Source organism: Tsukamurella paurometabola (assembly GCF_900631615.1).
GTDB lineage: Bacteria > Actinomycetota > Actinomycetes > Mycobacteriales > Mycobacteriaceae > Tsukamurella > Tsukamurella paurometabola_A.
In genome coordinates, this window is record NZ_LR131273.1 from 2,119,483 (window position 1) to 2,133,426 (window position 13,944).

A 13,944-nucleotide genomic window follows, 5' to 3' on the forward strand; every position below is an offset into this window, starting at 1 on the left:
TCCCGAAATATCGTCAATCGATCATTGCTCATCGTAAACTCGTCGCATGGCTGGTCGATGGACTGTCCGAGGGCCGGCAGCGGCGCTCGCCATGCTGTTCATGGTTCTCGGGATCGGCGTTGTGGCACCGGGCGTGAGCGGCATCGCCTCCGCGTGCTCGTGCGCGGCCCTGGAGGTCCCGAAGGACCTCGTCGTGATCCACGGAGTGGTCGAGAAACAGCTGGTGGGCGCGCGCACCGTCGACATCCAGGTCAAGGTCACGTCGATGTACGGCGCGCCGGCGGAGAAGGTGACCGTCATCCGCGCCGAGTCGGGCAGCAGCTCGTCGTGCGGCAGCGAGTTCCGCGACGGACAGACGGTCCGCCTGGTCGTCGAACGCGGTGGCCCACGGTGGGAATACGCGACGTGCGCGAACGCGGTCCTCGGCCGCGCTGATGCGCCCGACGTGACCGGCTCGCCGCCCGGTCCGGGAGCGGAGGAACACCGCCTGCCCGGACCGCCGATGTCGTGGTTCTACTCGGGGCTCACGTTCGAGGGACTCGCCATCGGTGTGGCGGTGCTCGCGATCGCCGTCATCACGAGCGTGGTGTGGCGCCGCCGCCGCGCCTGATCCGCCTTCAGCGGCGGCGATCGATCTCCGCGACGACGGCGCTCTGCCCGCGCGCGACGGCGTGCTCGCGCGCCGTGACGCCCTGCCGGTCCGCGAGGTCGCGCCGGGCGCCGGCGTCGAGGACGAGGCGGACCGTCTCCACGTGGTTCGCGTCGCCGTTGCCCAGGATCACCGCCTCCAACAGGCACGTCCAGCCCGAATCGTTGACGTGATCCACGTCCACCCCGGCCGCGATCAGCAGCTTCACGTTCTCGACGTGCCCGTGCTCGCACGCCGGGATCAGCGCGGTGCCGCGGTACCGGTTGAGGCTGCGCACGTCTGCTCCGTGCCGCAGGGTCGAGGCCAGGATCTCGGTCATGCCCTCGGCGCCGGCGTAGAGGTAGGCCGAGTCCTGGATGTCGTCCTTGGCGTTCGGATCCGCGCCCGCGTCCAGCAGCGCCAGCGCGATCTGCGTGTGGCCGGCCTTCGTCGCCGCCACGACCGCCGTCCGGGCGCGGGTGATGCGGACCTCCAGGTCCGCGCCGTCGGCGATGGCGGAGCGGGTCGCCGCGAGGTCACCACCGGTCACGGCGCGCACCAGGGCGCGGGTCGCCTCCGGGTTCGGGGTGGGGCGCACCGTCGATGACGGTGCCGCGACCGGGCTCGACGGGGCCGCCGGCGCGCTCGAGGGCGCCGGTGGGAGGCGCTCGACCGAGCATCCGGCGAGCAGCACGGCGGCGCCGATCGCGGCGAGGCGCCTCATGCGTCGACGCCCGCGGCGCGGGCGTGCAGCGCGCGGAGCTCGTCCGCGAGGGACGGCTCCGGGCCGGCGACGGGCACCCCCGGCGCGACGGCGTTGATCGGCAGCGGCGTCACCGGGGACGGGGCGAGTCCCCACGCGGCGTGCCAGGCGACGAGCTGCTCCGTGCTCCCCGCGTAGGCGATGCGGCCCAGTCCGACCCAGGCGTGCGCGGCGCTGCACATCGCGCAGTGCTCGCCCGACGTGTAGGTCAGCGCGGCGGCGCGTTGCGCCGGTGTCAGGTGCTCCGCCGCCCAGCGGGCGATCTCGAACTCGGGGTGCCGCGTCGCATCGCCGCCCGAGACCCGATTGCGGTCCTCGAAGACGATCACGCCCTCGTGGACGAGTAGTGAGCCGAAGGGTTCGTCGCCCTCGTCGAGGGCGGCGCGGGCGAGGTCGACGCAGCGGCGGAGGTACGGAAGGTCGGCGGTGGTGGGCGCGGAGACGATCATCGTTCGACCGTAGCCCGCCGTCCCGGACTTGACCCTCCCCTCGGGGGGAGACCCCATACTCGACCCGTGACCACACCGGGCCTCATGTCGATCGGGATGTTCTCCCGCGCAACCCTGCTCTCCGTCAAGCAGCTGCGCCGCTACCACGAGCAGGGCGTGCTGGTGCCCGCCGCGATCGATCCCGCGACGGGATACCGCCACTACGACGCGGCGCAGGTGCACGACGCCGCGGTGCTCACCCGGCTGCGCGACCTCGATGTGCCGCTCGCGGCGGTGGCCCGCGTACTCGAGGCGCGCGACCCCGACGTGACCCGCGAGATCCTCGCGGAGCACGAGGCGACGCTGCGCGAGCGTCGCGCCGGCCTGGAGCGGGCCATCGTCGCACTGCAGGACGCGACCGCCCCCGTCGCGCACACCCCGACCCACCTGCGCGAGTTCGAGGCGGTCGACGCGTTGGAGATCGTCGGCACGGTCGAGCACGCGCGGCTCGCCGAGTTCCTCGACGCCGCCTACGACGAGTTGGAGGCGTGCGCGGCCGCCGCGGGCCTGACGGTGACGGGGCCCTCCCTCGCCGAGTACCCGGCACAGGTCGCCGAGGTCGAGCAGGTCGCGGCGTTGATCCCGGTCTCCGGTCCGGGCGCGGCGACGGGGCGGGTGCGCAACCGGCGGCTGGGCCGAGCGCTGTGCGCCGTCGCCGTCCACCACGGCGCGTACGAGCGGTTCGACGAGACCTACGGCCAGCTCGGTGCCTGGGTCGCGCGCAATGCGACCGACGCGCGCGGCTCGATCATCGAGCGCTACCTCGTGGACCCCTGCGCCGCCGCGGACCCCGCGGACCTGCGCACCGAGATCTGGTGGCCCGTCCAGGCCGCCGCGACGAAGGAGAGCTGACATGGCCCTGACCCTGCAGATGATCAACCTCGATTGCGCCGACGTCGCCGGACAGGCCGCGTTCTGGTCGCAGGCGCTCGGCGTCCCCGTCGACGAGAACGACGGCAACGCCTTCATGCGCACCGTCGGCTACGGCAGCCCCGCGCTGCCGCGGATGATGTTCCTCGCGGTCCCCGAGGGGAAGACCGTGAAGAATCGCATGCACCTGGATCTGGTGGCCGACGACCGCGCCGCCGAGGTCGCGCGCCTGGTCTCACTGGGCGCCACCGCCGTGCGGGAGCACGACGAGTGGGGCTTCCAGTGGACCGTGCTGCAGGACCCGGAGGGCAACGAGTTCTGCGTCGCGGCCGCCGCGGGACATTGAGGCGGGCCGATCAGGCCGCCTGGTCGGCGAACTGGGTGCGGTAGAGCTCCGCGTACCGGCCGCCGCGTGCGAGAAGCGTCTCGTGCGTGCCGCGCTCGACGATGCGGCCGGCCTCCAGCACCAGGATCTGGTCCGCGGCGCGGATCGTCGACAGCCGGTGCGCGATCACCAGGGAGGTGCGATCCGCCAGCGCCTCGCCGAGCGCGGCCTGCACCGCGGCCTCGGACGTCGAGTCCAGGTGCGCCGTCGCCTCGTCGAGGATCACGACCGACGGCTGCGCGAGCAGCAGTCGCGCGATCGTGAGGCGCTGGCGCTCGCCGCCCGAGAGCCGGTAGCCGCGCTCGCCGACGACGGTGTCCAGACCGTCCGGGAGGTGCTCGACGAGATCCTCGAGGCGAGCTCGGCGCAGGGCGTCGCGGATCTCGTCGTCGGTCGCGTCCGGATTCGCGAGCAGCAGGTTCGCCCGGATGGTGTCGTGGAACAGGTGGCCGTCCTGCGTCACCAGGCCGACGGCGGAATGCAGGCTCCGGGCGGTGATGTCGCGCAGGTCGACGCCGTTCAGGGTGATCGAGCCCGCGTCCGGGTCGTACAGCCGCGTGGCGAGCTGCGCGATCGTCGACTTCCCGGCGCCCGAGCTGCCGACCAGTGCGACCATCGAGCCGGGCGCCGCCGTGAACTCGATGCCGTGCAGCACCGTCTCGCCGCCGCGGGTGTCGAGCTGCGCGACCTCCTCCAGCGAGGCGAGGGAGACCTTCTCGGCGGACGGGTAGGCGAAGTCGACACCGTCGAAGCGCAGCTCCGTCGGGCCCTTGGCGATGGTGCGCGCGTCCGGGGTATCGCGCACCATCGGCTCCAGGTCGAGCACCTCGAAGACCCGCTCGAACGAGACCAGGGCCGTCATGACCTCGACCCGGGCGTTGGCGAGCGCGGTGAGCGGCACGTACAGGCGGGTGAGCAGCAGCGCGAGGGCGACGACCGCGCCGGCCTGCAGGTCGCCGCGGATCGCGTAGAAGCCCCCGAGGCCGTAGACCAGGGCCAGTGCGAGCGAGCTGACCAGCGTCAGCATGGTCACGAAGGTCATGCGGGCCATCGCCGTGCGGACGCCGATGTCGCGGACCGCCCCTGCGCGCCAGGCGAACTCGTGCGACTCGATCTCCGGTCGGCCGTACAGCTTGACCAGCGTGGCGCCGGGAGCGGAGAAGCGTTCGGTCATCTGGTCGCTCATGGAGGCGTTGTGCCGGGCCGCGCGGCGCGACATCGCGGCGATCTTCCGGCCCATGCTGCGCGACGGGATGATGAAGACCGGCAGCAGCACCAGCGCGAGCAGCGTGATCTGCCATGAGATGCTGAGCATGACACCCAGCGTGAGCGCCAGGGTGACCACGTTGGTCACGACACCGGCGAGGGTGTCGGAGAAGGCGCGTTGCGCGCCGAGCACGTCGTTGTTGAGGCGGCTGACCAGCGCTCCGGTGCGGGTGCGCGTGAAGAAGGCCACCGGCATCGTCTGGACGTGGTCGAAGACCGCGGTGCGGAGCTGGTAGATGAGGCCCTCGCCGATGCGCGACGAGAACCATCGCGAGAGCAGGTCCACACCGGCGCCGACGATCGCGATGAGGGCGATGAGCAACGCCAATCGGACGACGGTGCTCGTGGGGCCACCGCCGACGATCCGGTCCACCACCTTGCCCGCGAGCAGCGGCGTGGCGACCGCGAGCAGCGCCGAGAAGACGGAGAGCAGGAGGAACGCGGTCAGGCGCCCGCGGTGCGGGCGGACGAAGGGACCCATCCGACGCAGCGTCTCGCTCGGGCGGCGCGACGGTGCGTCCAGCGACCGGTTGGTCTGATACAGCGTGCTCCACGCGACCGATTCCATGCTCATGCATACAAGGCTAGGACCTCAAGTTACGTTGATGTCCAGTCCGTTCGCCGTGGGCGAATACGCACTCGCGCCAGGGTGTCGATCCGGGGGAGACTGCACCGATGAAGAGCCTCGTGTGGGACCAGCACGCCTGCCTGCCGCTCACCGTCGGAACCGACGTCGCTCCGCTGCTGCGGTTCGCCTCGTCCTCGCCGACCTACGTCTCGGTCAACGCCGGGTACCGGCCGCAGTCGTTCGCCGACTCCGCGGCCCTGCTCGGCTCCTTCCGCTCGTCGATCGACGCGTGTGCCGGCCTCCGCACGGTCGGCACCGTCGACGAACTGCGGGCCGCGGGGGCCGCGGGTGAGATCGCGGTCGCCTTCGATCTCGAGGACGCGGCTCCCCTCGACGGCGACCTCGACAACGTGGCTCGGCTCGCGGACCTGGGAGTGCGCACCGTCGCGCCGACCTACAACTCCGCGAACCGGGCCGGTTCGGGCTGCCTCGATGCGGCCGATGCGGGCCTGACCCGATGGGGGCGGGACCTGGTGGCGTGCCTGAACGCGTCGGGCGTGGTTCCCGACGGTTCGCACTGCGGTCGCCGGGCCGGGCTGGACATCGCAGCCGCGACGTCCGGCCCGATGGTGTACAGCCACTCCTGCATGGCGGCCGTCTGGGAGCATCCTCGCAACATCACCGACGACCAGGCGCGGGCGTGCGCCGAGACGGGTGGCGTCGTGGGCATCACGGGCGTGGGGATCTTCCTCGGGCCGAACACCCCGACGCTCGAGGCGATGGCACGACACCTGGAGTACGCGGTGGAACTCATCGGCATCGAGCACGTCGGCGTCAGCACGGACCACTCCTTCGATTCCGAGGACTTCCTCGCCGAGCTCGCCGCCAACCCCGACGTCTTCGACGAGTCGTACACGCGGTGGGGCCCGATCCGGTGGATGCCTCCGGAGGACGTCATCCGCCTCGGTGCCCACCTGGCGGGGAGGGGCTGGTCGCCGTCGGACATCGAGGCCGTGACGGGTGGCAACTTCCTGCGGGTCGCGGAGCGGTCCTGGGCGCGCCGATGACTCCGCCCGCTTGACAACCCTCGATCTTTACTTGAGTCTCATTAGTAACAACAGTCACGTCAGCCCCACGGTGCGTGGCCGACGACGAAGGAGACCCGAGGATGCCCGTGTGGATCGACGGCGGCCCGAGGCGGTCGCGGCGCAGCCGCGCCCTCCGCGCCGCACTCGTCGCGACGGTGCCCGTCCTGGCGATCGGTGGTGTCCTGGCGGGGACGGGCGCCCTGCCGGAGACGATGCTCGTCGACGCCCCGGGCGACGTCGCTCCCGGTGCCGCCGGTGGGCACGGCCGCGGCATGAGCCAGCTCGGCGCGCTCACGTACGCGAAGCAGGGGTGGGACGCCCAGCGGATCCTCGCCTACTACTACCCGGGCACCACGCTCGGCACCGTCCACACGGGGCTCCCCGTCACCGTGCGCCTCAGTGAGCGCAACCGGGTCGACGTGCTCGCCCCGGCCGGCGCGCTCGTCGGCGGCAAGCAGGTCGCGCCGGGCCAGGCGGTCAGTATCGACGGGACCACCGCGACGATCCGGCAGGGCTGCGGGGGACAGGTGCTCGGCACCGTCGAGGCGCCGGACAGCACCGTCGGGCCGCTGACGGCCGACCAGGGCGTCCCCAAGGACCAGGTGCTGCGTTTCTGCAGCGACAACGCCGGCTACCGGGGCAAGCTCGTCGCCCGCGGCGGCAATGTGCTCAACGTGGTGGGCATCGAGGACTACGTGCGCAGTGTGGTCCCCGTGGAGAACTCACCCGGCTGGGCCGATCAGGGTGGCGTCGCCGCGCTCCAGGCGCAGGCGATCGCGGCGCGCTCCTACGTGTTGGTCCGCGGCGCGGAACGCGGCGAGACGTTCGACGACACCCAGGCGTCGCAGGTGTACGGCGGCGTCGACAAGGAGGACCCGCGGACCGACGCCGTCATCGTCAGCACCTACGGACTGGTGATGGCCAAGGACGGCCGCGTCTTCGAGACCGAGTACGGCGCCTCCCGGGCCGACGATCCCGCCTCGCCGTAGGCGTCGAAACCCGCGACGGCCGCTGAAGTCCCAGGTCGCCCCGCGCGCTGACGGTGCCCGATGGGACGCAGTAGTGTGAGTCACATGGCGAAGTTGCAGCTGGGGTACAAGGCATCGGCGGAGCAGTTCGGGCCCCGCGAGTTGGTGGAGATCGCGGTCGCGGCGGAGGCCGCGGGCATGGATTCGGTCGCGGTGAGCGACCACTTCCAGCCGTGGCGCGTCAACGGCGGCCACGCCCCGTTCTCCCTCGCCTGGATGGCGGCCGTCGGCGAGCGGACCGAGCGCGTGAAGATCGGCACCTCGGTCATGACGCCCACCTTCCGCTACAACCCCGCCGTGATCGCCCAGGCCTTCGCGACCATGGCCTGCATGTACCCCGACCGCATCTTCCTCGGTGCCGGCACCGGAGAGGCGCTCAACGAGTACGCCACCGGTTTCCAGGGCGAGTGGCCCGAGTTCAAGGAGCGCTTCGCCCGGCTCCGCGAATCCGTGCGGCTCATGCGCGAGCTCTGGTCCGGCGAGATCACCAACTTCGAGGGCGACTACTACCACACCAAGGACGCCGTCCTCTTCGACATCCCGGAGAAGCCGGTGCCCGTGTACATCGCCGCGGGCGGCCCCGTCGTGGCGAAGTACGCGGGGCGCGTGGGCGACGGCATGATCTGCACCTCCGGCAAGGGCATGGAGCTCTACACCGACAAGCTGATCCCCGCCGCGCAGGAGGGCTCCGGCCTCGCGGGCCGCGACTTCGACGCGCTCGACAAGATGATCGAGATCAAGATCAGCTACGACCCGGATCCCGAGCTGGCGCTGGAGAACACGCGCTTCTGGGCACCTCTGTCGCTCACCGCGGAACAGAAGCACTCGGTGAACTCGAGTGCCGAGATGGAGCGCCTCGCCGACGAGCTGCCCATCGAGCAGGTCGCCAAGCGCTGGATCGTCGCCTCCGATCCCGATGAGGCCGTCGCCGCCGTGAAGCAGTACGTCGACGCGGGCCTCAACCACCTCGTGTTCCACGCGCCCGGCCACGATCAGCGCCGGTTCCTGGACAACTTCCAGCGCGATCTCGAGCCCCGCCTGCGTGCGCTCGGCTGAGCCGCAGCTGCGATAGTAAAGCCCATGGCCGCGGATCGAGCACCGAAGACGACCAGCATCTACATCGCCTCCCCCGAGGGGGACACCGGCAAGTCCACCATCGCGCTGGGCGCGATGAACCTCCTCACGTCCACGGGCTGGACGATCGGCGTGTTCCGGCCGATTCCACGCTCGACGGGGGAGCAGCGCGACTACATCCTGGAACTGCTCATCGAGCAGGCCACCGCCGATCTCGACTACGAGGACTGCGTCGGTGTCAGCTACGAGCAGGTCCACGAGGATCCGGACGCCGCGATCGCCGAGATCGTGAGCCGGTTCCACGCCGTCGCCGACAAGTGCGACTTCGTGCTGGTGCTGGGCTCGGACTACACCGACGTGACCACGCCGACGGAGCTGTCCTTCAACGCCCGCATCGCCGCGAACCTCGGCTCGTCGATCCTGCTGGCGGTGAAGGCGCTCGACCGGACCCCCGAACAGGTGGTCGCGGTCGCCGAGCAGTCGATGGCGGAGATCCGGGCCAACCACGCCCACACGGCGTCGATCATCGCGAACCGGTGTGCGCCGCAGCAGCTCGACGCGGTGTGCGAGGCGCTCAAGGCCGACACCGGCCTGCCCGTCTGGGTGCTGCCGGAGGAGCCGGTGCTCACCGCGCCCACGATGGGCGAGCTCATGGAGGCCATGGACGGCAAGCTGCTCTGGGGCGACCCGGAGCTGCTCTCCCGCGAGGCGATGTCCGTGCTCGTGGCGGGGATGACGGCCGAGCACAGCCTCGAGCGGATCACCGAGGGCGTGGCCGTGATCGCCGCGGGCGACCGATCCGAGGTCCTGCTCGCCATGGTCACCGCGCACCGCGCCAACGGCTTCCCGTCGCTGGCCGGGATCATCCTCAACGGCGGGTACATGCCGCACCCGATGACCGCGGCGCTGGTCGACGGCCTCAAGCCCAACGTGCCGATCATCGCCGTCGAGCACGGGACGTACGAGACGGCGCGGCTCGCGGCGAAGACCCGCGGCCGCGTCGGCCCCGGCTCGGAGCGCAAGGTGGATCTCGCGATCGCGCTCACCGAGAAGTACGTCGTCTCGGACGCGCTGCTGGAGGCCCTGCAGGTCTCCAACCCGGGCGTCGTGACCCCGCAGATGTTCGAGTACAACCTCATCGCCCGGGCCCGCGCCGACCGCAAGCGGATCGTGCTGCCCGAGGGCGGCGACGACCGGATCCTCCGCGCCGCCGGGCGCCTGCTGCAGCGCGAGGTCGCCGACCTGACCATCCTCGGCCAGGAGTCGCGCGTGCGGGCCCGCGCCGCGGAGCTGGGTGTCGACCTCGGGAACACCGACGTGATCGACCCCAAACGCGCGACCGATCTCGTCGACAAATTCGCCCAGGCCTACTACGAGCTGCGCAAGCACAAGGGCATGACGCTCGAGCGCGCCGCCGAAGCCGTGGTCGACGTCAGCTACTTCGGCACGATGATGGTGCACCTCGGCATGGCCGACGGCATGGTCTCCGGCGCGGCGCACACCACCGCGCACACCATCCGGCCGTCCTTCGAGATCATCAAGACCAAGCCCGGGGTCTCGACGGTGTCGTCGATCTTCCTGATGTGCCTGGCGGACAAGGTGCTCGCCTACGGCGACTGCGCGGTGGTGCCCGACCCGTCCGAGACGCAGCTGGCCGACATCGCGATCTCCTCGGCGCAGACCGCGGCCCAGTTCGGGATCGATCCGCGCGTCGCGATGCTCTCCTACTCGACCGGCGAATCCGGCACCGGCGCCGATGTCGACAAGGTGCGGGCCGCCACCGCGCTCGTCCGCGAGCGCGCACCGGAGCTGTTGGTGGAGGGGCCGATCCAGTACGACGCGGCCGTCGATCCCGGCGTCGCCGCGTCGAAGATGCCCGATTCCGCGGTCGCCGGCAAGGCCACGGTGCTGGTCTTCCCCGACCTCAACACGGGCAACAACACCTACAAGGCCGTGCAGCGGTCCGCCGGCGCCGTCGCCATCGGACCGGTGCTGCAGGGTCTCAACGCGCCGATCAACGACCTCTCGCGCGGCGCGCTGGTCGAGGACATCGTCAACACCGTCGCCATCACCGCGATCCAGGCCCAGGCCTTCGCGGCGGAGCGCACGGCGGGGGAGGGGCGGGCATGAGCGGCGTCGCGGGCACCGTCCTGGTCCTCAATTCCGGCTCGTCGTCGCTGAAGTACCAACTGCTGCACCCGGAGACGGGGGAGGTGGTGCACGGCGGCATCGTCGAGCGGATCGGCGAGACCGAGGTGCCGGACCACAAGGCCGCGTTGCGGCAGGTCTTCGAGGAGTTCGCCGGCCGGGGGCTCGATCTCACCGACGGTGCCGGCACCCCCGCCGGTATCGCCGCGGTCGGTCATCGGGTCGTGCACGGCGGGCGCTCCTTCCACTCGCCGACGCTCATCGACGATCACGTTCTCGCGGAGATCCGCCGGCTCAGTTCGCTGGCGCCGCTGCACAACCCGGCGAACGCGCAGGGCATCGAAGTGGCGCGGGAGCTGCTGCCCGGGGTGAAGCAGGTCGCGGTCTTCGACACCGCCTTCTTCTTCGACCTCCCGCCCGCCGCAGCCACCTACGCGATCGACAGGGAACTCGCCACCGAACACGCGTTGCGCCGCTACGGCTTCCACGGCACATCGCACGAGTACGTCTCGCAGCAGGCCGCGGCGTTCCTCGGCCGGCCCACGTCCGAGGTGAACCAGATCGTGCTGCACCTGGGCAACGGCGCCTCCGCCTCCGCGGTCCGCGGCGGCCGCGCCGTCGACACGTCGATGGGCCTCACGCCGCTCGAGGGCCTCGTGATGGGTACCCGCAGCGGCGACGTCGATCCGGGGCTCGTGCTGCACCTCGGGCGCTCGCTCGGCATGAGCATCGACGAGATCGACGACCTGCTCAACCGTCGGTCGGGCCTCAAGGGCATCGCCGGCGAGAACGACTTCCGCGCCCTGAGCGCGCTCATCGAGCAGGGCGACGAGCACGCCAAGCTCGCCTACGACGTGTACATCCACCGCCTCCGCCGGTACATCGGCGCCTACCTCGTCGATCTCGGCGGGGCCGATGCGATCACCTTCACCGCCGGCGTCGGGGAGAACGCCGCGCAGGTCCGCGCCGACGCCCTCGCCGGTCTGGAGAGATTCGGCATCGTCGTCGATCCCGCGCGCAACGCGGGCCGCGTCACCGAGCCCACGCGGATCTCGCCGGACGGAGCACCCGTGGCCGTGCTCGTCGTCCCGACCAACGAGGAGCTCGCGATCGCCCGCGAGGCAGCGGCACTCTGATGCCCCTCGGGCGCGTGGCGGGGATCGAGGGCGACGGGGCCGACTACGGCTCCCCACTCCTCGGTACCCGCACGGAGGGCGCCCGGCAGCGCAGGACCCGCACCGTCGCGCTGATCGCGGTCAGTTCGTCCGCCGCGACGCTGCTCGGCGGCGGCTTCGCGGCGATGCTCATCGTGGTCGGCATCCCCGAGCCCTCCGTGCAGCGGCCCGAGCTGTACACCGTCAACACCGTGGCCGTGCCGTCGTACATCGCGGCGGGCCTGATCGTGGGGCACCTCTACACCTTCTGGCTGGTGTACCGCTCGCTGCGGTGGACCGGCGGCGACGATCCGCCGACGCAGCAGGAGGCCGCCGACGCCCTGGCCCTGCCGCGCCGCCTCTACTGGTTCGAGATGCTCGCGTGGCTCTGCGCCGCGATCCTGTTCGGGTGGCTGTACGGCCGCGTCGACATGGATCTCGTGCCCAAGGTGTCGCTCGTCGTGCTCGGTGCCGGGCTGATGACCTCGGGCGTGGTGCGGGTGCTCACCGAGTTCAGCATGCGGCCCGTCACCGCGATCGCGCTGCGCGTCACCCGGCCGGAGCCGCGGCACCAGAGCCTGCAGGGACGTTCGCTGCGGCTGTGGATCCTGGGGTCGGGGCTGCCCTTCCTCGGCGTCATCACGGTGGCGCTGTTCGCGCTGTTCGAACCCGCCGCCACGGTGCGCGGCATCGCGATCAGCATGTGCGCCCTCGCCGCCGGAGGATTCTTCTCCGGGATGGTCTTCAACCTGCTCTCGTCCTCGCGGGTCTCCGCTCCCGTGAAGAGCGTGACCACCGGCATGCGGCGGGTGTCGGAGGGCCGCTACGACACCGAGGTCGTGGTCTACGACGGGACCTCATTGGGCGACCTGCAGTCCGGGTTCAACGCGATGGCCGCGGGCCTGCGCGAACGGGAACGCGTGCGCGACCTCTACGCCCGGCAGGTCGGCGAACAGGTCGCCCGCGCCACCATCGAGAGCGAGCCCGAGCTGGGTGGCGTCGAGCAGACCGTCGCCGTGATCTTCATCGACCTCGTCGGCTCCACGGCCCTCGCCGCGGAGCGGCCCGCCGCCGAGGTCGTCCAGATCCTCAACCGGTTCTGCGGCGTCGTCGTCGCGGAGGTGAACAGCCGCGGCGGCCTGGTCAACAAGTTCGAGGGCGACGCGGTGCTCGCGATCTTCGGCGCGCCCGCCCCGCTGACCGATCCGGCGGGCGCCGCGCTCTCGGCTGCGCGCGCCATGATGCGGCGCCTCGCCCGCGAGGTGCCCGAGATCCGCGCGGGCTGCGGCGTCACCCACGGCGTCGTCGTCGCCGGCTACGTCGGCGCAGCCGACAGGTTCGAGTACACGGTGATCGGCGATCCGGTCAACGAGGCCGCCCGCCTCTCGACCTACGCCAAGGCGGATCCGACGGTGCCCTGGGCCTCGGCCCCGGCGGTCGAGACCGCCGACCCGGCGGAGTGCACGCGCTGGCGGCCCGGCCCCATCGACGTGCTGCGCGGCCGCACCCAGGAGACCCGGATGTACGTCGCGAAGCGCTGAGCGGGTCAGCCGAAGGTGGGGAGCCGCGGCGGCAGTTGTTGGAGCACCCACTCGATGGTCACCGGGTTCGGCATCGACATCGCGTTGCCGATCGTCTTGTCGATGGTCGTGACCCGGTGTTCGCGGCTCACCGCGAGTGAGCGGAACGCGGTGTCCTCAGCGACCTTCGTGCCGTAGTCCAGGTAGACCAGGGCGTCGAGGTTCAGTACGTCCACGCGCTCCGCCGGGATCTCGGCGAAGAACGTGCCGGCGGGGATCAGCGACGAGACGGTCTCGGGCAGCGTGAAGCCGAGCATGGTGAGCACCTGGCCGCGGCCGTCGCTGGTGGCGTACGCGTAGAAGCCCCCATCGGACTTGGGCAGGACGGTGGCCGCCGTCTTCCCCCGGTACTGCGGGTGCTGCTCCTGCGTGCGGCGGATCGTCGCCTGCGTCTTGGTGACCAGGGCATCGCCCTGCGCCGCGCGGCCGATACCGCCGGCGATCGCGCGGACCTGGTCCTCCCACGGCACGCCCCACGCGGTGAACTGTGCGGGCCGCCGGATCACGGGCGCGATCGCCTCGAGGCGCGAGAAGGTGGCGTCATCGAAACCCGAGTTCACGGCGACGATGACGTCGGGCTTCGACGCGGCTAGCGTCTCGACGGCCTTGGTGTCCATCGCGGTGCCGGTGCCGAGCAGCATCTGCGGGTTCTTCCCCTGTAGCAGGGGCTTCGCCCATTCGCCCACGGGTTCCTTGGCGTCCTGCGCCCAGGGTGCGACGATCACCGGGACCACGCCGAGCGCGAGCAGGGTGTCGACGTCGCCGAGCCCGAGCGAGGCGACGCGCTGCGGCGACCGCGGGGCGTCACCGCCGGGACGCGAGTCGGACGCGGAGCCGCACGCCGCGAGGGTGATCGAGAGCAGCACGGCGAACACCGCCGAGACCAGACGCATACCGCCCCTTC

Annotated in this window: 13 protein-coding genes; 9 read left to right on the top strand and 4 right to left on the bottom strand. The window is 71.4% G+C overall.

Annotation, left to right across the window (positions count from 1 at the left end; genetic code table 11):
* The first annotated feature begins 46 nt into the window (after positions 1-46).
* On the top strand, positions 47-610 hold the full coding sequence (locus tag ELY19_RS10565; protein ID WP_126196157.1) for a hypothetical protein: 564 nt from the start codon (positions 47-49) through the stop codon (positions 608-610).
* A gap of 7 nt (positions 611-617) precedes the next feature.
* Here the strand turns inward: ELY19_RS10565 and ELY19_RS10570 are convergent, their stop codons facing one another.
* Together ELY19_RS10570 and ELY19_RS10575 are read right to left on the bottom strand one after the other, a co-directional pair.
* Positions 618-1,352, bottom strand: coding sequence for an ankyrin repeat domain-containing protein (locus ELY19_RS10570; RefSeq protein WP_126196158.1), 735 nt, complete (start codon positions 1,350-1,352; stop codon positions 618-620).
* The gene (locus ELY19_RS10575; protein ID WP_126196159.1) at positions 1,349-1,840 is read right to left on the bottom strand and encodes a nucleoside deaminase; all 492 of its coding nucleotides are present in this window, start codon (positions 1,838-1,840) and stop codon (positions 1,349-1,351) included. Before ELY19_RS10575 ends, ELY19_RS10570 begins: the two co-directional genes overlap by 4 nt.
* Positions 1,841-1,906: 66 nt before the next feature.
* Between ELY19_RS10575 and ELY19_RS10580 the strand changes: the two genes are divergently transcribed.
* Entirely contained in the window at positions 1,907-2,731 is an 825-nt protein-coding gene (locus ELY19_RS10580; protein WP_126196160.1) for a MerR family transcriptional regulator, read from the top strand.
* A gap of 1 nt (position 2,732) precedes the next feature.
* Positions 2,733-3,095, top strand: a complete 363-nt coding sequence (locus ELY19_RS10585; protein ID WP_126196161.1) for a VOC family protein — start codon at positions 2,733-2,735, stop codon at positions 3,093-3,095.
* A 10-nt stretch (positions 3,096-3,105) separates the two neighbouring features.
* Here the strand turns inward: ELY19_RS10585 and ELY19_RS10590 are convergent, their stop codons facing one another.
* Positions 3,106-4,974 (bottom strand): ABC transporter ATP-binding protein, encoded by a 1,869-nt coding sequence (locus ELY19_RS10590; RefSeq protein WP_126196162.1) that lies wholly within the window; start codon positions 4,972-4,974, stop codon positions 3,106-3,108.
* Positions 4,975-5,075: 101 nt separating this feature from the next.
* Between ELY19_RS10590 and ELY19_RS10595 the strand changes: the two genes are divergently transcribed.
* The 6 genes from ELY19_RS10595 to ELY19_RS10620 all read left to right on the top strand — a co-directional run bounded on the left by ELY19_RS10595 (position 5,076) and on the right by ELY19_RS10620 (position 13,001).
* Positions 5,076-6,035, top strand: coding sequence for a dipeptidase (locus ELY19_RS10595; protein WP_126196163.1), 960 nt, complete (start codon positions 5,076-5,078; stop codon positions 6,033-6,035).
* A gap of 101 nt (positions 6,036-6,136) precedes the next feature.
* Positions 6,137-7,045, top strand: a complete 909-nt coding sequence (locus ELY19_RS10600; RefSeq protein ID WP_126196164.1) for a SpoIID/LytB domain-containing protein — start codon at positions 6,137-6,139, stop codon at positions 7,043-7,045.
* An 84-nt stretch (positions 7,046-7,129) separates the two neighbouring features.
* Positions 7,130-8,140 (top strand): glucose-6-phosphate dehydrogenase (coenzyme-F420), encoded by a 1,011-nt coding sequence (gene fgd, locus ELY19_RS10605; protein WP_126196165.1) that lies wholly within the window; start codon positions 7,130-7,132, stop codon positions 8,138-8,140.
* Between the two features lie 24 nt (positions 8,141-8,164).
* Positions 8,165-10,288, top strand: a complete 2,124-nt coding sequence (gene pta, locus ELY19_RS10610) for a phosphate acetyltransferase (protein WP_126196166.1) — start codon at positions 8,165-8,167, stop codon at positions 10,286-10,288.
* The gene (locus tag ELY19_RS10615) at positions 10,285-11,442 is read left to right on the top strand and encodes an acetate kinase (RefSeq protein WP_126196167.1); all 1,158 of its coding nucleotides are present in this window, start codon (positions 10,285-10,287) and stop codon (positions 11,440-11,442) included. The genes pta and ELY19_RS10615 overlap by 4 nt, the downstream gene beginning before the upstream one ends.
* The gene (locus tag ELY19_RS10620) at positions 11,442-13,001 is read left to right on the top strand and encodes an adenylate/guanylate cyclase domain-containing protein (protein ID WP_126196168.1); all 1,560 of its coding nucleotides are present in this window, start codon (positions 11,442-11,444) and stop codon (positions 12,999-13,001) included. Before ELY19_RS10615 ends, ELY19_RS10620 begins: the two co-directional genes overlap by 1 nt.
* Before the next feature lie 5 nt (positions 13,002-13,006).
* Here the strand turns inward: ELY19_RS10620 and ELY19_RS10625 are convergent, their stop codons facing one another.
* Complete coding sequence (locus tag ELY19_RS10625) at positions 13,007-13,933, bottom strand: ABC transporter substrate-binding protein (protein WP_126196169.1); 927 nt, start codon at positions 13,931-13,933, stop codon at positions 13,007-13,009.
* Positions 13,934-13,944: the final 11 nt, after the last annotated feature.

Coding starts and splice junctions, on each gene's coding strand:
- ELY19_RS10565 (WP_126196157.1), top strand. CDS start 47: ATGGCTGGTCGATGGACTGTCCGAGGGCCGGCAGCGGCGCTCGCCATG.
- ELY19_RS10570 (WP_126196158.1), bottom strand. CDS start 1,352: ATGAGGCGCCTCGCCGCGATCGGCGCCGCCGTGCTGCTCGCCGGATGC.
- ELY19_RS10575 (WP_126196159.1), bottom strand. CDS start 1,840: ATGATCGTCTCCGCGCCCACCACCGCCGACCTTCCGTACCTCCGCCGC.
- ELY19_RS10585 (WP_126196161.1), top strand. CDS start 2,733: ATGGCCCTGACCCTGCAGATGATCAACCTCGATTGCGCCGACGTCGCC.
- ELY19_RS10590 (WP_126196162.1), bottom strand. CDS start 4,974: ATGAGCATGGAATCGGTCGCGTGGAGCACGCTGTATCAGACCAACCGG.
- ELY19_RS10595 (WP_126196163.1), top strand. CDS start 5,076: ATGAAGAGCCTCGTGTGGGACCAGCACGCCTGCCTGCCGCTCACCGTC.
- ELY19_RS10600 (WP_126196164.1), top strand. CDS start 6,137: ATGCCCGTGTGGATCGACGGCGGCCCGAGGCGGTCGCGGCGCAGCCGC.
- fgd (WP_126196165.1), top strand. CDS start 7,130: ATGGCGAAGTTGCAGCTGGGGTACAAGGCATCGGCGGAGCAGTTCGGG.
- pta (WP_126196166.1), top strand. CDS start 8,165: ATGGCCGCGGATCGAGCACCGAAGACGACCAGCATCTACATCGCCTCC.
- ELY19_RS10615 (WP_126196167.1), top strand. CDS start 10,285: ATGAGCGGCGTCGCGGGCACCGTCCTGGTCCTCAATTCCGGCTCGTCG.
- ELY19_RS10620 (WP_126196168.1), top strand. CDS start 11,442: ATGCCCCTCGGGCGCGTGGCGGGGATCGAGGGCGACGGGGCCGACTAC.
- ELY19_RS10625 (WP_126196169.1), bottom strand. CDS start 13,933: ATGCGTCTGGTCTCGGCGGTGTTCGCCGTGCTGCTCTCGATCACCCTC.